Genomic DNA, 16747 nt, shown 5'->3' with positions numbered 1-16747 from the left:
CACTGTCGTGGCTAAAGAAAAATTTGATCGTTCCCTTCCCCACGTTAACGTCGGCACTATCGGCCACGTTGACCACGGTAAGACCACTCTGACTGCAGCTCTGACCCGCGTCTGCTCCGAAGTCTTCGGTTCGGCCGTCGTTGAGTTCGACAAGATCGACTCGGCTCCAGAAGAAAAAGCACGCGGTATCACCATCAACACCGCTCACGTCGAGTACAACTCGAACATTCGTCACTACGCTCACGTTGACTGCCCAGGTCACGCTGACTACGTGAAGAACATGATCACCGGTGCTGCCCAGATGGACGGCGCGATCCTGGTTTGCTCGGCCGCCGATGGTCCGATGCCACAAACCCGTGAGCACATCCTGCTGTCCCGTCAGGTTGGCGTTCCGTACATCGTGGTCTTCCTGAACAAGGCTGACCTGGTAGACGACGCTGAGCTGCTGGAACTGGTCGAGATGGAAGTTCGCGACCTGCTGTCCACCTACGACTTCCCAGGCGACGACACTCCGATCATCATCGGTTCGGCTCGTATGGCTCTGGAAGGCAAAGACGACAACGAAATGGGTACCAGCGCTGTTAAGAAGCTGGTTGAGACTCTGGATGCCTACATCCCTGAGCCAGTTCGTGCCGTTGACCAGCCGTTCCTGATGCCGATCGAAGACGTCTTCTCGATCTCGGGTCGTGGTACCGTTGTTACCGGTCGTATCGAGCGTGGTATCGTCCGCGTTCAGGACGCCCTGGAAATCGTTGGTCTGCGTCCAACCACCACCACCACCTGCACCGGCGTTGAGATGTTCCGCAAGCTGCTGGACGAAGGTCGTGCTGGCGAGAACTGCGGCGTCCTGCTGCGCGGCACCAAGCGTGACGAAGTTGAGCGTGGCCAGGTTCTGGTCAAGCCAGGTTCGGTCAAGCCGCACACCAAGTTCACTGCAGAAGTCTACGTTCTGTCGAAGGAAGAAGGCGGTCGTCACACTCCGTTCTTCAAAGGCTACCGTCCTCAGTTCTACTTCCGTACCACTGACGTGACCGGTAACTGCGAACTGCCGGAAGGCGTTGAAATGGTAATGCCAGGTGACAACATTCAGATGACTGTTACCCTGATCAAGACCATCGCAATGGAAGACGGTCTGCGCTTCGCTATCCGTGAAGGCGGTCGTACCGTCGGCGCCGGCGTCGTAGCAAAAATCATCGAGTAATCACTCGGTCGATTGAAAAAGCCCCCGCTCAGCGGGGGCTTTTTTTATTGGGTTGACACTAAATAGGGGCGTCTATAGAATCACGCCTCCTTTTAACGGGCGTAGTGCGCCCGATGGGAACAGCCTGGAGTCTGAAATCCAATGCAAAATCAGCAAATCCGTATCAGGTTGAAGGCTTTTGACCATCGCCTGATCGACCAATCCACCCAGGAAATCGTGGAAACCGCGAAACGTACTGGTGCACAAGTGCGTGGTCCAATTCCACTGCCAACCCGCAAAGAGCGTTTCACCGTTCTGGTTTCCCCGCACGTCAACAAAGACGCGCGTGACCAGTACGAGATCCGCACTCATAAGCGTGTTCTGGACATCGTCCAGCCAACGGATAAAACCGTTGACGCGCTGATGAAGCTTGACCTTGCGGCAGGCGTGGAAGTACAGATCAGCCTCGGCTAAGACTTCGGTCTGAGTCGTGTAACGCTCTGAAATGGGCGGCCATAGCGGGTGAAAGCCCCGTACACTCATGAGGTTTACAACATGACTATTGGTGTAGTCGGTCGCAAGTGCGGTATGACCCGCATTTTCACCGAAGAAGGTGTCTCCATTCCGGTCACGGTCATCGAGATCGAGCCGAATCGCGTCACCCAGTTCAAAACTGAAGAAACCGATGGCTACCGTGCAGTGCAAGTCACTGTTGGTGAGCGTCGTGCTTCGCGCGTGACTGCCGCTCAGGCAGGTCACTTCGCCAAGGCTAACGTTGCCGCTGGTCGCGGTGTCTGGGAGTTCCGTCTTGAAGAAGGCGATTTCCAGGCTGGCGATCTGATCAAAGCTGAACTCTTCACTGCAGGCCAGCTGGTAGACGTAACCGGTCAGTCCAAAGGTAAAGGCTTCGCCGGTACCATCAAGCGTTGGAACTTCCGTGGTCAAGACAACACCCACGGTAACTCTGTATCGCACCGTGTCCCTGGCTCCATCGGCCAGTGCCAGACTCCTGGTCGTGTATTCAAGGGCAAGAAGATGTCCGGTCACATGGGCGCCGAGCGCGTGACTGTTCAGTCCCTGGAAGTAGTACGCGTAGACGCAGAACGCAACCTGCTGCTGGTCAAGGGTGCCGTTCCAGGCGCTACTGGCGGCGACGTGGTTGTGCGTCCAGCTGTCAAGGCTCGCGGTTAAGGGGAAACTGACATGCAACTTAATGTAAATGACGCTCAGGCGATCGAAGTTTCCGAACTGACTTTCGGTGGCGAATTCAACGAGACGCTGGTACACCAAGCAGTCGTGGCCTACATGGCCGGCGGCCGTCAGGGCACCAAGCAGCAGAAGACCCGTTCCGACGTAGCTGGTGGCGGCAAGCGCCCGTGGCGTCAGAAAGGCACCGGCCGCGCTCGTGCCGGTACCACTCGCGGCCCAATCTGGCGCGGCGGTGGTGTCACCTTCGCAGCTCGTCCGCAGGACCACTCGCAGAAGCTCAACAAGAAGATGTATCGCGCAGCCCTGCGCTCCATCCTCTCCGAGCTGGTACGTAGCGAGCGTCTGGTCGTAGTTCAGGACTTCGCTGTTGAAGCTCCGAAGACCAAAGACCTGCTGAACAAGCTGAACGGCATGGGTCTGAACGACGTACTGATCGTTTCCGACGCTGTTGATCAGAACCTGTACCTGGCTGCTCGTAACCTGCCGCACGTCGACGTACGTGACGTTCAGGGTTCCGATCCGGTCAGTCTGATCGCATACGAGAAAGTGTTGATCACTGTCTCGGCCGTGAAGAAATTCGAGGAGCTGCTGGGATGAACCAGGAACGCGTATTTAAAGTCCTCCTTGGCCCGCACGTTTCCGAGAAGGCTACCGTTCTGGCTGAGAAGAAAGGCCAGTTCGTATTCAAGGTTGCTACTGACGCAACCAAGCTGGAAATCAAGAAAGCTGTCGAAGGCCTGTTCAACGTAAAAGTTGAAAACGTGTCGACTGTTAACGTTCTGGGTAAAACCAAGCGTACCGCACGTGGTCTGGGCAAGCGTAATGACTGGAAGAAGGCGATCGTCTCCCTTCAGCCAGGCCAAGATCTCGATTTCAGCAGCAGTGCTGAGTAAGGAAGGGGTGCATCATGGCAATCGTTAAATGCAAACCGACTTCCCCTGGCCGCCGTTTCGTGGTCAAGGTGGTCAACAAGGAGCTGCACAAAGGCGCTCCTCACGCACCGCTGATCGAGAAGAAATCGAAGTCTGGTGGTCGTAACAACAATGGCCGCATCACCACTCGTCACGTTGGTGGTGGTCATAAGCAGCATTACCGTCTGGTTGACTTCCGTCGCAACGACAAAGATGGCATCCCGGCCACCGTCGAGCGTATCGAATACGACCCGAACCGTACTGCTCACATCGCCCTGCTGTGCTACGCAGACGGCGAGCGTCGCTACATCATCGCCCCTAAAGGCGTTGTTGCTGGCGACCAGCTGATCGCAGGCGCTCTGGCCCCAATCAAGGCCGGTAACTCCCTGCAACTGCGCAACATCCCAGTAGGTAGCACCATTCATGGCATCGAACTGAAGCCGGGCAAAGGTGCTCAGATCGCTCGTTCCGCTGGTGCTTCGGCTCAGCTGATCGCTCGCGAAGGCGCTTACGTGACCCTGCGTCTGCGCTCTGGTGAAATGCGTAAAGTACTGGCTGAGTGCCGTGCGACCCTGGGCGAAGTCTCGAATTCCGAGCACAGCCTGCGTTCGCTGGGTAAAGCTGGTGCCAAACGCTGGCGCGGCGTTCGCCCAACCGTTCGTGGTGTTGCCATGAACCCGGTTGACCACCCACATGGTGGTGGTGAAGGTCGTACCTCCGGTGGTCGTCATCCGGTATCGCCATGGGGCTTCCCGACCAAGGGTGCGAAGACCCGTGGTAATAAGCGTACCGACAATATGATCGTCCGTCGTCGCAAGTAACTAGAGGGATACGACAGTGCCACGTTCTCTGAAAAAAGGTCCTTTTATCGATCTTCACCTTCTGAAGAAGATCGAAGTGGCGGTGGAGAAGAACGATCGCAAGCCAGTTAAAACCTGGTCGCGCCGTTCGATGATCCTGCCACAAATGGTCGGTCTGACCATCGCGGTACATAACGGTCGCCAGCATGTCCCAGTTCTCGTGAACGAAGACATGGTCGGCCACAAACTGGGCGAGTTCGCCGGTACCCGCACCTATCGCGGGCACGTGGCTGACAAGAAAGCCAAGCGTTAAGGGGTAAGGAAATGGAAGTAGCCGCTAAGTTGTCGGGCGCTCGAATCTCCGCCCAGAAAGCCCGCTTGGTCGCCGACCAGATCCGCGGGAAGAAGGTGGGCGAAGCGCTCAACCTGTTGGCCTTCAGCAGCAAAAAAGCCGCTGAAATCATGAAGAAAGTCCTCGAGTCGGCCGTAGCCAACGCCGAACACAACGAAGGCGCAGACGTTGATGACCTGAAGGTCTCCACCGTCTTCGTCAACGAAGGGCGTTCGCTGAAGCGCATCATGCCGCGTGCCAAAGGCCGCGCTGATCGCATCGTCAAGCGGTCTTGCCATATCACTGTCAAGGTTGCGGACAAGTAACGGAGTCGATCAGATGGGTCAGAAAGTACATCCCACTGGCATTCGCCTGGGAATCGTCAAGGAGCACACCTCCGTCTGGTATGCAGACGGCGCTACTTACGCAGATTACCTGTTGAAGGATCTGAAAACGCGTGAGTACCTCCAGGACAAACTAAAAAGCGCGTCCGTAAGCCGTATCGATATTCATCGTCCGGCCCAAACTGCACGCATCACCATCCACACCGCTCGTCCCGGTATCGTTATCGGCAAGAAGGGTGAGGACGTTGAGAAGCTGCGTCAGGACCTGACCAAGCAGATGGGTGTGCCTGTGCACATCAACATCGAAGAGATCCGCAAGCCGGAACTCGACGCAATGCTGGTTGCCCAGAGCGTAGCTCAGCAGCTGGAGCGCCGCGTAATGTTCCGTCGCGCCATGAAGCGCGCCGTTCAGAACGCCATGCGTATTGGTGCCAAGGGCATCAAGATCCAGGTTAGCGGTCGTCTCGGCGGTGCCGAGATCGCTCGTACTGAGTGGTATCGCGAAGGTCGTGTGCCTCTGCACACCCTGCGTGCCGATATCGACTACAACACCTACGAAGCTCACACCACTTACGGTGTGATCGGTGTGAAGGTTTGGATCTTCAAAGGCGAAGTTATTGGTGGTCGCCAGGAAGAGCTGAAGCCTCAAGCACCAGCGCCTCGTAAAAAAGCTGCTAAGTAAGGGGTACGCCAAATGTTGCAACCAAAGCGTACAAAATTCCGTAAGCAGATGACCGGCCACAACCGTGGTCTGGCACTGCGCGGTAGCAAGGTCAGCTTCGGCGAATTCGCCCTGAAGGCTGTTGCTCGCGGTCGTCTCACCGCCCGTCAGATCGAGTCGGCACGTCGTGCCCTGACCCGTCACGTAAAACGTGGCGGCAAGATCTGGATCCGCGTCTTCCCGGACAAGCCGGTTACCAAGAAGCCTCTCGAGGTTCGTATGGGTAAAGGTAAAGGTTCCGTGGAATACTGGGTTGCCCAGATTCAGCCAGGCAAAGTCCTGTACGAGATCGAGGGTGTTTCTGAAGAGCTGGCGCGCGAGGCCTTCGCCCTGGCTGCTGCAAAGCTGCCACTCGCCACCTCCTTTGTTAAGCGGACGGTGATGTGATGAAAGCGAATGAACTTCGTGAAAAATCGGCACAGCAACTGAATGAGCAACTGCTCGGCTTGCTGCGCGACCAGTTCAATCTGCGTATGCAGAAGGCAACTGGCCAGTTGGGGCAGTCGCACCTGCTCTCGCAAGTTAAGCGTGACATCGCTCGCGTGAAAACTGTGCTCAACCAGCAGGCAGGTAAGTGATCATGGCTGAAGCTGAAAAAACCGTCCGTACGCTGACTGGCCGTGTCGTCAGCGACAAAATGGACAAGACCATCACCGTTCTGATCGAGCGTCGCGTCAAGCACCCGATCTACGGTAAATACGTTAAGCGTTCGACTAAGCTGCACGCGCACGACGAGACTAACCAGTGCAAGATCGGCGACAAGGTTTCCATTCGTGAAACCCGTCCGCTGGCCAAGACCAAGTCCTGGGCACTGGTTGAAGTCATCGAACGCGCTGTTGAAGTCTAAGGGCGAAGGGTCGGAGAAATTTTATGATTCAGACTCAATCCATGCTCGATGTGGCCGATAACAGCGGCGCTCGTCGCGTCATGTGCATCAAGGTGCTCGGCGGTTCCCACCGCCGTTACGCCGGTATCGGTGACATCATCAAAGTTACCGTCAAGGAAGCAATTCCTCGCGGTAAGGTCAAAAAAGGCCAGGTGATGACTGCCGTTGTCGTTCGTACCCGTCATGGTGTACGTCGCGCTGACGGTTCCATCATTCGTTTCGACGGCAACGCTGCTGTTCTGCTGAACACCAAGCAAGAGCCGATCGGCACTCGCATCTTCGGGCCAGTGACCCGTGAACTTCGTACCGAGAAGTTCATGAAGATCGTCTCGCTCGCCCCTGAAGTGCTCTAAGGAGATCCGACATGCAAAAGATTCGTCGTGACGACGAGATCATCGTGATCGCCGGCAAGGACAAAGGTAAGCGCGGTAAGGTGCTGAAGGTTCTCGCTGACAACCGTCTGGTTGTTGGTGGTGTCAACCTGGTCAAGCGTCATACCAAGCCTAACCCGATGGCGGGCGTCCAGGGCGGTATCGTCGAGAAAGAAGCGCCTCTGCACGCTTCCAACGTTGCCATTTTCAATGGTGAAACCAACAAGGCTGACCGCGTTGGCTTCAAGGTTGAAGACGGCAAGAAAATTCGTGTCTTCAAGTCGACCCAGAAAGCGGTTGATGCTTGAACACTGCTAGGTAGAAGACAATGGCACGACTGAAAGAGATTTACCGGAACGAAATCGCTCCCAAGCTTAAGGAAGAACTTAAGCTGGCGAACGTGATGGAAGTTCCTCGCGTAACCAAGATCACCCTGAACATGGGTCTGGGCGAAGCGGTCGGTGACAAGAAAGTCATCGAGAACGCCGTTGCCGACCTGGAAAAGATCACCGGCCAAAAAGCCGTTGTGACTTTCGCTCGCAAGTCGATTGCGGGCTTCAAGGTTCGTGAAGGTTGGCCGATTGGCGTCAAGGTAACCCTGCGCCGTGATCGTATGTACGAATTCCTGGACCGCCTGCTGGCGATCTCCCTGCCTCGGGTTCGCGACTTCCGCGGCCTGAATGCCAAGTCCTTCGACGGTCGTGGCAACTACAGCATGGGCGTGAAAGAGCAGATCATCTTCCCGGAAATCGACTACGACAAGATCGATGCTCTGCGCGGTCTGGACATCACCCTGACCACCACTGCTCGTACGGATGACGAAGGTCGCGCTCTGCTGCGTGCTTTCAAATTCCCGTTCCGCAACTGATTGGAGTAGGAAAATGGCCAAGAAGAGCATGAAGAACCGCGAGCTGAAGCGTCAGCTCACGGTAGCCAAGTACGCTAAGAAGCGTGCTGAGCTGAAAGCGACCATCGTCAACCTGAACGCCTCTCCTGAAGAGCGTTTCGCTGCCGTAGTCGCTCTGCAGAAGCAGCCACGCGACGCTAGCGCCTCGCGCCTGCGTAACCGTTGCCGCCTGACCGGTCGTCCTCACGGTGTATACCGTAAGTTCGGCCTGGGCCGTAACATGCTGCGTCAAGCTGCAATGCGTGGCGACGTACCGGGTCTGGTCAAGGCCTCCTGGTAATCGCTGCAGGTGTAGAACCGGCGGAAGGGGAGCGATCTTCCGACCGTCGGTAACTTCGCCAACGAACAAGCCCCTTCATGGGGCTTGTTTCGTTTCTGCCTTGTGTCTAGAATGACCGGCTCACCTGAGCCTGGGTTTTTTTTACCCTGCCCGCTCGGGTGGTTGTGATAGCCGCAAGGCTAATAATTCTTGTATCAGGAGCATCTAGCCCATGAGTATGCAGGACCCGTTAGCGGACATGCTAACTCGCATCCGTAATGCCCAGATGGCTGAAAAGTCCGTCGTAAGCATGCCTTCCTCCACCCTGAAGGTCGCGGTTGCCAAAGTTCTGAAGGACGAAGGTTACATCGCTGGCTACCAGGTAACTGGTGAGGCCAAGCCTTCCCTGTCGATCGAACTGAAGTACTTCGAAGGCCGTCCGGTCATCGAGGAACTGAAGCGCTCCAGCCGTCCAGGCCTGCGCCAGTACAAGTCCGTCGCAGACCTGCCGAAAGTACGTGGCGGCCTGGGCGTGTCTATCGTCTCCACCAACAAAGGTGTGATGACTGATCGCGCTGCGCGCGCTGCCGGTGTCGGCGGCGAAGTTCTGTGCACAGTGTTCTAAGGGGAGATAGGCATGTCTCGCGTCGCTAAGAACCCCGTTAAGCTGCCAGCTGGCGTCGAAGTCAAATTCGCCGGCCAACAGCTTTCGGTTAAGGGTGCCAAAGGCACTCTCGAACTGAACGTTCACTCGTCTGTTGAAGTTACCGAAGAGTCTGGTGAGCTGCGTTTCGCCGCTCGCAACGGTGACCAGCAAGCCCGCGCCATGGCCGGTACCACCCGTGCTCTGGTCAACAACATGGTTCAGGGCGTAAGCCAAGGCTTCGAGCGTAAGCTCCAGCTGATCGGTGTTGGTTACAAAGCACAGGCCAAGGGCTCCGTCCTGAACCTGGCTCTGGGCTTCTCGCACCCAGTGGACTACGAACTGCCAGCCGGCATCACCGCTGAAACTCCCAGCCAGACCGACATCCTGATCAAGGGTATCGACAAGCAGCTGGTTGGTCAGGTGGCCGCTGAAATCCGCGACTTCCGTCCGCCAGAGCCTTACAAAGGCAAGGGTGTGCGTTACGCGGACGAAGTAGTCCGTCGTAAAGAAGCCAAGAAGAAGTAGGGCCTAGCAAATGACCGACAAAAAAGTTACTCGACTGCGTCGCGCTCGCAAAGCACGCCTGAAAATGCACGAGCTCGAAGCCGTGCGTCTCTGCGTGTTCCGCTCCTCGCAGCACATCTACGCCCAGGTCATTTCGGCCGACGGCAGCAAGGTTCTGGCAAGCGCCTCTACCTTGGACAAAGAACTGCGTGATGGCGCCACCGGCAACATCGACGCGGCCACTAAGGTTGGCAAGCTGGTAGCTGAGCGCGCGAAAGCCGCCGGCGTCTCTCAAGTTGCTTTCGACCGTTCTGGCTTCAAGTACCACGGCCGCGTCAAGGCGCTGGCTGATGCTGCTCGTGAAGGCGGGCTGGAGTTCTAAGTTATGGCAAATAACGACCAAAAGCGCGACGAAGGCTACATCGAGAAGCTGGTTCAAGTTAACCGCGTTGCAAAAACCGTCAAAGGCGGCCGTATCTTCACCTTCACCGCGCTGACCGTGGTAGGTGATGGCAAGGGCCGTGTCGGCTTCGGCCGTGGCAAGTCGCGCGAAGTACCTGCTGCGATTCAGAAAGCCATGGAAGCTGCCCGTCGCAACATGATCCAGGTTGACCTGAAGGGCACTACCCTGCAGTACGCCACCAAGGCCGCCCACGGCGCCTCGAAGGTTTACATGCAGCCTGCCTCGGAAGGTACCGGTATCATCGCCGGCGGCGCAATGCGTGCTGTCCTGGAAGTTGCTGGTGTCCAGAACGTTCTGGCCAAGTGCTACGGTTCGACCAACCCAGTGAACGTGGTTTACGCCACCTTCAAGGGTCTGAAAGCCATGCAATCTCCTGAGTCCATTGCTGCCAAGCGCGGCAAGAGCGTTGAGGAGATCATCTGATCATGGCAACCGTAAAAGTAACGCTGATCAAAAGCACCGCCGGCCGCCTGCCTAACCACAAACTGTGCGTTAAGGGTCTGGGTCTGCGTCGCATCGGTCACACTGTAGAAGTCCAAGACACTCCCGAAAACCGCGGGATGATCAACAAGGCTTACTACATGCTGCGCGTCGAGGGTTAATCGATGAAACTCAATGATCTGAGTCCAGCGCCGGGTTCCCGTCGCGAGAAGCATCGTCCGGGTCGTGGTATCGGTAGCGGTTTGGGCAAGACCGGTGGCCGCGGCCACAAAGGTCAAACCTCCCGTTCCGGTGGTTCGATCGCTCCGGGCTTCGAAGGCGGTCAACAGCCGCTGCACCGTCGTCTGCCGAAGTTCGGCTTCGTTTCCCTGAAAGCTATGGATCGCGCTGAAGTGCGTCTGTCCGAGCTGGCCAAGGTGGAAGGCGACGTGATTTCCGTGCAATCCCTGAAGGATGCCAACGTGATCGGCCAGAACGTACAGCGTGTGAAAATCATGCTGTCGGGCGAAGTCACTCGCGCAGTCACCATCAAGGGTATCGCAGCCACCAAGGGTGCGCGTGCGGCTATCGAAGCAGCTGGCGGCAAGTTCGAGGAATAAATGGCTAAGCAAGGTGCTCTCTCTTCGCTCGGTAAGGGCGGGATGTCGGAACTCTGGGCTCGTCTGCGCTTTCTGTTCATGGCGATCATCGTCTATCGAATTGGCGCGCATATCCCGGTGCCTGGCATCAATCCGGACCGTCTGGCGGATCTGTTTCGGCAGAATGAGGGGACCATTCTTAGCTTGTTCAACATGTTTTCCGGTGGTGCGCTGGAGCGCATGAGCATCTTTGCACTGGGGATCATGCCGTACATTTCGGCATCGATCATCATGCAGCTCATGACCGCGGTCAGCCCACAACTGGAGCAGTTGAAGAAGGAAGGTGAAGCTGGCCGTCGCAAGATCAGCCAGTACACCCGCTACGGCACCGTTATCCTGGCACTGGTTCAAGCCATTGGCATGTCCATCGGCTTGGCCAACCAGGGCGTGGCGTTTTCTGCAGGCCTGAGCTTCTATGTTGTCGCCGTTGCCACCTTCGTGGCCGGCGCGATGTTCATGATGTGGCTGGGCGAGCAGATCACCGAGCGCGGTGTGGGCAACGGTATCTCGATGTTGATCTTCGCAGGTATCGTTGCCGGTCTTCCGAGAGCAATCGGGCAGTCTTTCGAGTCTGCGCGTACAGGCGATATCAACATCTTCGCCCTGGTCGCTATCGGTTTGCTGGCAGTAGCGATTATCGGCTTCGTGGTGTTCATTGAGCGTGGTCAGCGTCGTATCGCCGTTCACTACGCCAAGCGTCAGCAGGGCCGTAAGGTCTTTGCTGCGCAGACTAGCCACTTGCCGCTCAAGGTGAACATGGCGGGGGTTATCCCGGCTATTTTCGCCAGCAGCATTTTGCTGTTCCCGGCTTCGCTGGGTGCCTGGTTCGGTCAGTCCGAAGGTATGGGCTGGCTGCAAGACATCTCGCAGTCGATCGCTCCTGGTCAGCCGTTGAACATTCTGCTGTTTAGTGCAGGGATCATTTTCTTCTGCTTCTTCTACACAGCATTGATGTTCAATCCGAAAGACGTAGCGGAAAACCTGAAGAAGTCCGGTGCCTTTATTCCGGGTATCCGTCCTGGTGAGCAGTCGGCGCGCTATATCGATGGCGTTCTGACTCGTTTGACCATGTTCGGTGCTCTTTACATGATGGCCGTCTGCCTTCTGCCCCAGTTCCTGGTGGTGGCAGCAAACGTGCCGTTCTACCTTGGCGGGACCTCGTTGCTGATTGTGGTAGTGGTTGTGATGGACTTCATGTCCCAAGTACAATCGCACCTCGTTTCGCACCAGTACGAATCCCTGATGAAGAAAGCCAACCTGAAAGGCTACGGTGGCAGCGGCCTGCTGCGCTGATAGTCCCCTAAGGTTCGAGGAGTCGGTAATGAAAGTTCGTGCATCGGTGAAAAAGCTGTGCCGCAACTGCAAGATCATTCGTCGCGAAGGTATCGTGCGCGTGATCTGCAGCGCGGAACCGCGTCACAAGCAGCGCCAAGGCTGAGTGTGATCCGCGCTTCAAACCCAGCAGCTAGTGTGCTGCTGGGTTGATTATTCGTTTCTACAGCGATATTATCTCGCGCCCTATTTCTTGGCTTCCGGGGCGTAGGTAGCTGTCAATTGGAGTCCCACTGAATGGCCCGTATTGCAGGCGTCAACATTCCAGATAACAAGCACACTGTTATCTCGCTGACCTACATCTATGGTGTCGGTCGCACAACTGCACAGAAGATCTGTGCAGACGCTGGTGTAAATCCAGCCGCTAAGATCAAGGATCTGAGCGACGAGCAAATCGAAACCCTGCGTGGCGAAGTCGCGAAGTTCACCACCGAAGGTGACCTGCGCCGTGACATCAACATGAAGATCAAGCGCTTGATGGACCTGGGTTGCTACCGCGGCCTGCGTCATCGTAAAGGTCTGCCGGTTCGCGGTCAGCGCACCAAGACCAACGCACGCACCCGTAAGGGCCCGCGTAAGCCGATCCGCAAGTAATCGCCCAGGAATATAGACATGGCAAAACCTGCTGCTCGTCCTCGTAAGAAAGTCAAAAAGACAGTGGTTGATGGCATCGCCCACATCCATGCGTCTTTCAACAACACCATCGTGACCATCACCGACCGTCAGGGCAACGCACTGTCCTGGGCTACTTCCGGTGGTTCGGGTTTCCGTGGTTCGCGCAAATCCACCCCGTTCGCAGCCCAGATCGCTGCTGAGCGTGCTGGTCAAGCTGCGCTGGAATATGGCCTGAAGAACCTCGACGTCAACGTCAAGGGTCCAGGTCCAGGTCGTGAGTCCGCCGTTCGTGCACTGAACAGCTGCGGCTACAAGATCGCCAGCATCACCGACGTGACGCCAATCCCGCACAACGGGTGCCGTCCGCCGAAGAAGCGTCGCGTGTAATCAGGAGACAGATAAATGGCACGTTACATTGGTCCAAAATGCAAACTGTCTCGTCGTGAAGGCACCGACCTGTTCCTGAAGAGCGGCGTTCGCGCTCTGGAATCGAAGTGCAACATCGAAGCAGCCCCAGGTATCCACGGTCAGCGCCGTGGCCGTCAGTCCGACTACGGTACCCAGCTGCGCGAGAAGCAAAAAGTTCGTCGTATCTACGGTGTACTGGAGCGTCAGTTCCGCGGTTACTACCAGACTGCTGCCTCGAAAAAAGGCGCTACCGGTGAAAACCTGCTGCAACTGCTCGAGTGCCGTCTGGACAACGTTGTCTACCGTATGGGCTTCGGTTCCACTCGTTCGGAATCGCGTCAGCTGGTTTCGCACAAGGCAATCAGCGTCAACGGCAAGACCGTAAACATTCCATCCTACCAAGTTCGTCCGGGTGACGTGGTCGCGGTTCGCGAGAAGTCGCAGAACCAGCTGCGCATTGTTCAAGCCCTTGAACTGTGCGCCCAGCGTGGCCGCGTTGAGTGGGTTGACGTGGATGCTGCCAAGAAGTCGGGCGTTTTCAAGAACGTTCCTGCTCGCAGCGACCTGTCCGCCGACATCAACGAAAACCTGATTGTCGAGCTCTACTCCAAGTAAGGGCTAGAAAATAGGTGCATCCATGCAGATTTCGGTAAATGAGTTCCTGACACCCCGCCACATTGATGTGCAGGTTGTCAGTCCGACCCGCGCCAAGATCACGCTCGAGCCTCTCGAGCGTGGTTTCGGCCATACCCTGGGCAACGCGCTGCGCCGCATCCTGTTGTCCTCCATGCCTGGCTGTGCAGTAGTCGAGGCCGAGATTGATGGCGTACTCCACGAGTACTCCGCGATCGAAGGTGTACAGGAAGATGTCATTGAAATCCTGTTGAACCTCAAAGGCCTGGCTATCAAGCTGCACGGTCGTGACGAAGTTACGCTGACCTTGTCGAAAAAGGGTTCGGGGGTGGTTACCGCTGCCGATATTCAGCTGGATCACGATGTCGAGATCGTCAATCCCGATCACGTAATCGCGAACCTGGCGTCCAACGGCGCCCTGAACATGAAGCTCACCGTAGCTCGTGGTCGCGGTTACGAGCCGGCCGACTCCCGTCAGACCGACGAAGACGAAAGCCGCAGCATCGGCCGTCTGCAGTTGGACGCTTCGTTCAGCCCGGTGCGTCGTATCGCCTATGTGGTCGAGAACGCCCGTGTTGAGCAGCGTACCAACCTGGACAAGCTGGTCATCGATCTGGAAACCAACGGCACCCTGGACCCTGAAGAGGCTATCCGCCGCGCCGCGACCATCCTGCAACAGCAGCTGGCCGCGTTCGTCGACCTCAAAGGTGACAGCGAGCCTGTTGTAGTCGAGCAGGAAGACGAGATCGATCCGATCCTGCTGCGTCCGGTTGACGATCTGGAACTGACCGTACGTTCGGCCAACTGCCTCAAGGCGGAGAACATCTACTACATCGGCGACCTGATTCAGCGTACCGAAGTAGAGCTGTTGAAGACTCCTAACCTGGGCAAGAAGTCCCTGACTGAAATCAAGGACGTCCTGGCCTCTCGTGGTCTGTCTCTCGGCATGCGCCTCGACAACTGGCCGCCTGCAAGTCTTAAGAAAGACGACAAGGCGACCGCCTGATCGTCGTAATCACCGAACGTAGTGTTTGGTAAGGAATGAATCATGCGTCATCGTAAAAGTGGACGTCACCTGAGCCGTACCAGCTCTCACCGCAAGGCTATGTTCCAGAACATGGCAGTGTCGTTGATCGAGCACGAGCTGATCAAAACCACCCTGCCGAAAGCCAAGGAACTGCGCCGCGTTGCCGAGCCGCTGATCACCCTGGCCAAGGAAGACAGCGTCGCCAACCGCCGTCTGGCTTTCGACCGTACCCGTTCGAAAGCTGCCGTTGGCAAGCTGTTCAACGATCTGGGCAAGCGCTACGCCACCCGTCAGGGCGGCTACCTGCGTATCCTGAAGTGCGGTTTCCGCGCTGGCGACAACGCGCCTATGGCGTACGTCGAGCTGGTTGATCGTCCGGTCGGTGGTGCTGTAGAAGCCGCCGAGTAAGACGTCAGTCTGCTACAAGAAACCGGGCCTAGTGCCCGGTTTTTTGTGCTTGCGAGGATTATCAATTTCTATTGATGTGAATCAATCAATGAATTAGTTCTTGTAACCAGGGTTGCCCATACTTGTCAGCACGCCGATCAGCGGCAGCTAAAAACTGATAAGGAGAGCCCATGAGCAAGATTCTCACCACCGCCAGCGGTGCCCCAGTAGCAGACAACCAGAATTCCCGTTCGGCCGGGCCGCGCGGCCCGCTGTTGCTCGATGATTTCCATCTGATCGAGAAACTCGCCCACTTCAACCGGGAGAACATCCCGGAACGCCGTGTACACGCCAAGGGCTCTGGCGCATACGGTACCTTCACTGTCACCCGCGATATCACCCAATACACCAGCGCCAAGCTATTCGAGCGTATCGGCAAGGAAACAGAGACCTTCCTGCGTTTCTCCACCGTAGGCGGAGAGCGCGGCTCTGCAGACACCGAGCGTGATCCGCGTGGCTTTGCAGTGAAGTTCTATACCGAGGAAGGCAATTGGGACATCGTTGGCAACAACACACCTGTATTCTTCATTCGCGATCCGCTGAAATTCCCGGACTTCATCCATACCCAAAAGCGGCACCCGCAGTCCAATTTGAAGAATGCCCAAATGATGTGGGACTTCTGGTCTCATTCGCCGGAGGCGCTGCACCAGGTCACCATTCTGTTCTCTGATCGAGGCATTCCGGATGGCTACCGCCACATGCACGGCTTTGGCAGTCATACCTACAGCCTGATCAACGCCAAGGGCGAGCGCACTTGGGTCAAGTGGCACTTCAAGACCCAGCAAGGCATCAAGAACCTGTCGCCCGTCGAGGCCGCCCGTTTGGCAGGTACAGACCCGGACTACGCTCAGCGTGACCTGTTCGAGGCCATCGAGCGTGGTGATTACCCGCGCTGGACTGTATGCATTCAAGTGATGAGCGAGGCAGAGGCAGCAGCTCGGGAGGAAAACCCCTTTGATGTGACCAAGACTTGGTCGCAGAAGGAATACCCGTTGATCGAAGTTGGTGTGTTGGAGCTCAACCGTAACCCGCTCAACTATTTCGCTGAAGTCGAGCAGGCCGCCTTTGGCCCGAGCAACATGGTCCCAGGTGTGGGCCTCTCGCCGGATCGGATGCTGCAAGGGCGCGTGTTCGCCTATGCCGATGCGCACCGCTATCGCGTTGGCACCAACCATCAGCAGCTGCCAGTCAATGCGCCGCGTTGCCCTGTGCACAGCTACCAGCGCGATGGCGCGATGGCCTTCGGTAACTATGGCAGTGCGCCGAACTACGAGCCCAACAGCTACAGTGATGCGCCCAAACAGTCGTCGCGTCACGCCGAGCCGGCACTGGCCCTGCAGGGCGCCGCTGATCGCTATGATCACCGTGAAGACACGGACTACTACAGTCACGCCGGTGCACTGTTCCGCTTGATGAGTGACGAGCAAAAGGCACTGCTCATCAGCAATATCGCCGGGGCGATGGCGGGGGTCAGCGATGATGTAGTGCAACGTCAGTTGCAGTACTTCTTCAAGGCGGATCCTGCCTATGGCGAGGGCGTTGCAAAGGCTCTGGGCGTCAATCTCGCCTAAGTCGAAGTGATAAGAAGAACCGCCCTCATTTGGGCGGTTTTTCAATGAATATCACTACTGTTTAACCGATTTTTTGCTTCTAATTGCGCCTTTGTCCGTGACC

Annotated in this window: 30 protein-coding genes; all 30 read left to right on the top strand. The window is 56.8% G+C overall.

Annotated features, from left to right (window positions below):
* Nucleotides 1-7 precede the first annotated feature (7 nt).
* The 30 genes from tuf (at nt 8) to J5X93_RS23360 (ending at nt 16644) form a co-directional block, all read left to right on the top strand.
* Nucleotides 8-1201 carry an elongation factor Tu gene (gene tuf, locus J5X93_RS23505; protein ID WP_099593972.1) on the top strand — a complete coding sequence of 398 codons (1194 nt, stop codon included), beginning with the start codon at nt 8-10 and terminating at the stop codon, nt 1199-1201.
* A gap of 141 nt (nt 1202-1342) precedes the next feature.
* Nucleotides 1343-1654, top strand: coding sequence for a 30S ribosomal protein S10 (gene rpsJ, locus J5X93_RS23500; RefSeq protein WP_003186070.1), 312 nt, complete (start codon nt 1343-1345; stop codon nt 1652-1654).
* Between the two features lie 81 nt (nt 1655-1735).
* Complete coding sequence (rplC, locus tag J5X93_RS23495) at nt 1736-2371, top strand: 50S ribosomal protein L3 (protein WP_043210317.1); 636 nt, start codon at nt 1736-1738, stop codon at nt 2369-2371.
* A 12-nt stretch (nt 2372-2383) separates the two neighbouring features.
* Nucleotides 2384-2986: a 50S ribosomal protein L4 gene (gene rplD / locus J5X93_RS23490; RefSeq protein WP_043210315.1), complete on the top strand. Its 603-nt coding sequence runs from the start codon at nt 2384-2386 to the stop codon at nt 2984-2986.
* Nucleotides 2983-3282 (top strand): 50S ribosomal protein L23, encoded by a 300-nt coding sequence (gene rplW / locus J5X93_RS23485; RefSeq protein WP_003255484.1) that lies wholly within the window; start codon nt 2983-2985, stop codon nt 3280-3282. Before rplD ends, rplW begins: the two co-directional genes overlap by 4 nt.
* A 14-nt stretch (nt 3283-3296) precedes the next feature.
* Nucleotides 3297-4121: a 50S ribosomal protein L2 gene (gene rplB, locus J5X93_RS23480; RefSeq protein ID WP_043210313.1), complete on the top strand. Its 825-nt coding sequence runs from the start codon at nt 3297-3299 to the stop codon at nt 4119-4121.
* 16 nt (nt 4122-4137) lie between these two features.
* Entirely contained in the window at nt 4138-4413 is a 276-nt protein-coding gene (rpsS, locus tag J5X93_RS23475) for a 30S ribosomal protein S19 (protein WP_010486981.1), read from the top strand.
* Between the two features lie 11 nt (nt 4414-4424).
* Nucleotides 4425-4757: a 50S ribosomal protein L22 gene (rplV, locus tag J5X93_RS23470; RefSeq protein WP_003103908.1), complete on the top strand. Its 333-nt coding sequence runs from the start codon at nt 4425-4427 to the stop codon at nt 4755-4757.
* A gap of 13 nt (nt 4758-4770) precedes the next feature.
* Nucleotides 4771-5457 carry a 30S ribosomal protein S3 gene (rpsC, locus tag J5X93_RS23465; RefSeq protein WP_003255481.1) on the top strand — a complete coding sequence of 229 codons (687 nt, stop codon included), beginning with the start codon at nt 4771-4773 and terminating at the stop codon, nt 5455-5457.
* A 12-nt stretch (nt 5458-5469) separates the two neighbouring features.
* Nucleotides 5470-5883 (top strand): 50S ribosomal protein L16, encoded by a 414-nt coding sequence (gene rplP, locus J5X93_RS23460; protein ID WP_009397508.1) that lies wholly within the window; start codon nt 5470-5472, stop codon nt 5881-5883.
* The gene (rpmC, locus tag J5X93_RS23455; protein WP_002555481.1) at nt 5883-6074 is read left to right on the top strand and encodes a 50S ribosomal protein L29; all 192 of its coding nucleotides are present in this window, start codon (nt 5883-5885) and stop codon (nt 6072-6074) included. The genes rplP and rpmC overlap by 1 nt, the downstream gene beginning before the upstream one ends.
* 2 nt (nt 6075-6076) lie before the next feature.
* Nucleotides 6077-6343 (top strand): 30S ribosomal protein S17, encoded by a 267-nt coding sequence (rpsQ, locus tag J5X93_RS23450; RefSeq protein ID WP_043210310.1) that lies wholly within the window; start codon nt 6077-6079, stop codon nt 6341-6343.
* A 23-nt stretch (nt 6344-6366) separates the two neighbouring features.
* Nucleotides 6367-6735: a 50S ribosomal protein L14 gene (gene rplN / locus J5X93_RS23445; protein WP_008089810.1), complete on the top strand. Its 369-nt coding sequence runs from the start codon at nt 6367-6369 to the stop codon at nt 6733-6735.
* Nucleotides 6736-6746: 11 nt separating this feature from the next.
* Nucleotides 6747-7061: a 50S ribosomal protein L24 gene (rplX, locus tag J5X93_RS23440; protein ID WP_013970637.1), complete on the top strand. Its 315-nt coding sequence runs from the start codon at nt 6747-6749 to the stop codon at nt 7059-7061.
* 20 nt (nt 7062-7081) lie between these two features.
* Nucleotides 7082-7621, top strand: coding sequence for a 50S ribosomal protein L5 (rplE, locus tag J5X93_RS23435; RefSeq protein WP_043210306.1), 540 nt, complete (start codon nt 7082-7084; stop codon nt 7619-7621).
* 13 nt (nt 7622-7634) lie between these two features.
* Nucleotides 7635-7940, top strand: coding sequence for a 30S ribosomal protein S14 (gene rpsN / locus J5X93_RS23430; RefSeq protein ID WP_013970638.1), 306 nt, complete (start codon nt 7635-7637; stop codon nt 7938-7940).
* Between the two features lie 211 nt (nt 7941-8151).
* Nucleotides 8152-8544: a 30S ribosomal protein S8 gene (gene rpsH / locus J5X93_RS23425; RefSeq protein ID WP_043210304.1), complete on the top strand. Its 393-nt coding sequence runs from the start codon at nt 8152-8154 to the stop codon at nt 8542-8544.
* 12 nt (nt 8545-8556) lie between these two features.
* The gene (rplF, locus tag J5X93_RS23420; protein WP_043210302.1) at nt 8557-9090 is read left to right on the top strand and encodes a 50S ribosomal protein L6; all 534 of its coding nucleotides are present in this window, start codon (nt 8557-8559) and stop codon (nt 9088-9090) included.
* 10 nt (nt 9091-9100) lie between these two features.
* Complete coding sequence (gene rplR / locus J5X93_RS23415) at nt 9101-9451, top strand: 50S ribosomal protein L18 (RefSeq protein ID WP_011531893.1); 351 nt, start codon at nt 9101-9103, stop codon at nt 9449-9451.
* A 3-nt stretch (nt 9452-9454) separates the two neighbouring features.
* Nucleotides 9455-9955 (top strand): 30S ribosomal protein S5, encoded by a 501-nt coding sequence (rpsE, locus tag J5X93_RS23410; RefSeq protein WP_023382626.1) that lies wholly within the window; start codon nt 9455-9457, stop codon nt 9953-9955.
* A gap of 2 nt (nt 9956-9957) precedes the next feature.
* Nucleotides 9958-10134 (top strand): 50S ribosomal protein L30, encoded by a 177-nt coding sequence (gene rpmD, locus J5X93_RS23405; RefSeq protein ID WP_009397493.1) that lies wholly within the window; start codon nt 9958-9960, stop codon nt 10132-10134.
* A gap of 3 nt (nt 10135-10137) precedes the next feature.
* On the top strand, nt 10138-10572 hold the full coding sequence (gene rplO / locus J5X93_RS23400; protein WP_003257107.1) for a 50S ribosomal protein L15: 435 nt from the start codon (nt 10138-10140) through the stop codon (nt 10570-10572).
* Nucleotides 10573-11904 (top strand): preprotein translocase subunit SecY, encoded by a 1332-nt coding sequence (gene secY / locus J5X93_RS23395; RefSeq protein ID WP_043210294.1) that lies wholly within the window; start codon nt 10573-10575, stop codon nt 11902-11904.
* Between the two features lie 28 nt (nt 11905-11932).
* Complete coding sequence (rpmJ, locus tag J5X93_RS23390; protein ID WP_011531897.1) at nt 11933-12049, top strand: 50S ribosomal protein L36; 117 nt, start codon at nt 11933-11935, stop codon at nt 12047-12049.
* A 131-nt stretch (nt 12050-12180) separates the two neighbouring features.
* Nucleotides 12181-12537 (top strand): 30S ribosomal protein S13, encoded by a 357-nt coding sequence (gene rpsM, locus J5X93_RS23385; protein WP_003255457.1) that lies wholly within the window; start codon nt 12181-12183, stop codon nt 12535-12537.
* A gap of 18 nt (nt 12538-12555) precedes the next feature.
* Nucleotides 12556-12945 (top strand): 30S ribosomal protein S11, encoded by a 390-nt coding sequence (gene rpsK / locus J5X93_RS23380; RefSeq protein WP_003255454.1) that lies wholly within the window; start codon nt 12556-12558, stop codon nt 12943-12945.
* A 15-nt stretch (nt 12946-12960) separates the two neighbouring features.
* Nucleotides 12961-13581 carry a 30S ribosomal protein S4 gene (rpsD, locus tag J5X93_RS23375; RefSeq protein ID WP_043210292.1) on the top strand — a complete coding sequence of 207 codons (621 nt, stop codon included), beginning with the start codon at nt 12961-12963 and terminating at the stop codon, nt 13579-13581.
* 22 nt (nt 13582-13603) lie between these two features.
* Nucleotides 13604-14605: a DNA-directed RNA polymerase subunit alpha gene (locus J5X93_RS23370; RefSeq protein ID WP_003255452.1), complete on the top strand. Its 1002-nt coding sequence runs from the start codon at nt 13604-13606 to the stop codon at nt 14603-14605.
* Between the two features lie 42 nt (nt 14606-14647).
* Entirely contained in the window at nt 14648-15034 is a 387-nt protein-coding gene (gene rplQ / locus J5X93_RS23365) for a 50S ribosomal protein L17 (protein ID WP_043210290.1), read from the top strand.
* Between the two features lie 170 nt (nt 15035-15204).
* Complete coding sequence (locus tag J5X93_RS23360; protein ID WP_043210287.1) at nt 15205-16644, top strand: catalase; 1440 nt, start codon at nt 15205-15207, stop codon at nt 16642-16644.
* The last annotated feature ends 103 nt before the right edge of the window (nt 16645-16747 follow it).

Origin of the sequence: Pseudomonas sp. BYT-1, assembly GCF_023611805.1 — a bacterium.
GTDB classification, from domain to species: domain Bacteria; phylum Pseudomonadota; class Gammaproteobacteria; order Pseudomonadales; family Pseudomonadaceae; genus Aquipseudomonas; species Aquipseudomonas guariconensis.
Note: the sequence above shows the minus strand (reverse complement) of the source record. Positions and strands in the feature narration are given on the sequence as shown.

Bases quoted from the DNA above. Each gene is read 5' to 3' on its own strand.
- rplW (WP_003255484.1), top strand. From the start codon at position 2,983: ATGAACCAGGAACGCGTATTTAAAGTCCTCCTTGGCCCGCACGTTTCC.
- rplR (WP_011531893.1), top strand. From the start codon at position 9,101: ATGACCGACAAAAAAGTTACTCGACTGCGTCGCGCTCGCAAAGCACGC.
- rplD (WP_043210315.1), top strand. From the start codon at position 2,384: ATGCAACTTAATGTAAATGACGCTCAGGCGATCGAAGTTTCCGAACTG.
- rpsD (WP_043210292.1), top strand. From the start codon at position 12,961: ATGGCACGTTACATTGGTCCAAAATGCAAACTGTCTCGTCGTGAAGGC.
- rplX (WP_013970637.1), top strand. From the start codon at position 6,747: ATGCAAAAGATTCGTCGTGACGACGAGATCATCGTGATCGCCGGCAAG.
- rpsC (WP_003255481.1), top strand. From the start codon at position 4,771: ATGGGTCAGAAAGTACATCCCACTGGCATTCGCCTGGGAATCGTCAAG.
- rpsQ (WP_043210310.1), top strand. From the start codon at position 6,077: ATGGCTGAAGCTGAAAAAACCGTCCGTACGCTGACTGGCCGTGTCGTC.
- rpsH (WP_043210304.1), top strand. From the start codon at position 8,152: ATGAGTATGCAGGACCCGTTAGCGGACATGCTAACTCGCATCCGTAAT.
- rplE (WP_043210306.1), top strand. From the start codon at position 7,082: ATGGCACGACTGAAAGAGATTTACCGGAACGAAATCGCTCCCAAGCTT.
- secY (WP_043210294.1), top strand. From the start codon at position 10,573: ATGGCTAAGCAAGGTGCTCTCTCTTCGCTCGGTAAGGGCGGGATGTCG.
- rpsK (WP_003255454.1), top strand. From the start codon at position 12,556: ATGGCAAAACCTGCTGCTCGTCCTCGTAAGAAAGTCAAAAAGACAGTG.
- rplN (WP_008089810.1), top strand. From the start codon at position 6,367: ATGATTCAGACTCAATCCATGCTCGATGTGGCCGATAACAGCGGCGCT.
- rpmD (WP_009397493.1), top strand. From the start codon at position 9,958: ATGGCAACCGTAAAAGTAACGCTGATCAAAAGCACCGCCGGCCGCCTG.
- rplO (WP_003257107.1), top strand. From the start codon at position 10,138: ATGAAACTCAATGATCTGAGTCCAGCGCCGGGTTCCCGTCGCGAGAAG.
- rpsJ (WP_003186070.1), top strand. From the start codon at position 1,343: ATGCAAAATCAGCAAATCCGTATCAGGTTGAAGGCTTTTGACCATCGC.
- J5X93_RS23370 (WP_003255452.1), top strand. From the start codon at position 13,604: ATGCAGATTTCGGTAAATGAGTTCCTGACACCCCGCCACATTGATGTG.
- rpsE (WP_023382626.1), top strand. From the start codon at position 9,455: ATGGCAAATAACGACCAAAAGCGCGACGAAGGCTACATCGAGAAGCTG.
- rplQ (WP_043210290.1), top strand. From the start codon at position 14,648: ATGCGTCATCGTAAAAGTGGACGTCACCTGAGCCGTACCAGCTCTCAC.
- rpsM (WP_003255457.1), top strand. From the start codon at position 12,181: ATGGCCCGTATTGCAGGCGTCAACATTCCAGATAACAAGCACACTGTT.
- rpmJ (WP_011531897.1), top strand. From the start codon at position 11,933: ATGAAAGTTCGTGCATCGGTGAAAAAGCTGTGCCGCAACTGCAAGATC.
- rplV (WP_003103908.1), top strand. From the start codon at position 4,425: ATGGAAGTAGCCGCTAAGTTGTCGGGCGCTCGAATCTCCGCCCAGAAA.
- rplB (WP_043210313.1), top strand. From the start codon at position 3,297: ATGGCAATCGTTAAATGCAAACCGACTTCCCCTGGCCGCCGTTTCGTG.
- rplC (WP_043210317.1), top strand. From the start codon at position 1,736: ATGACTATTGGTGTAGTCGGTCGCAAGTGCGGTATGACCCGCATTTTC.
- rpmC (WP_002555481.1), top strand. From the start codon at position 5,883: ATGAAAGCGAATGAACTTCGTGAAAAATCGGCACAGCAACTGAATGAG.
- rpsN (WP_013970638.1), top strand. From the start codon at position 7,635: ATGGCCAAGAAGAGCATGAAGAACCGCGAGCTGAAGCGTCAGCTCACG.
- J5X93_RS23360 (WP_043210287.1), top strand. From the start codon at position 15,205: ATGAGCAAGATTCTCACCACCGCCAGCGGTGCCCCAGTAGCAGACAAC.
- rplP (WP_009397508.1), top strand. From the start codon at position 5,470: ATGTTGCAACCAAAGCGTACAAAATTCCGTAAGCAGATGACCGGCCAC.
- rplF (WP_043210302.1), top strand. From the start codon at position 8,557: ATGTCTCGCGTCGCTAAGAACCCCGTTAAGCTGCCAGCTGGCGTCGAA.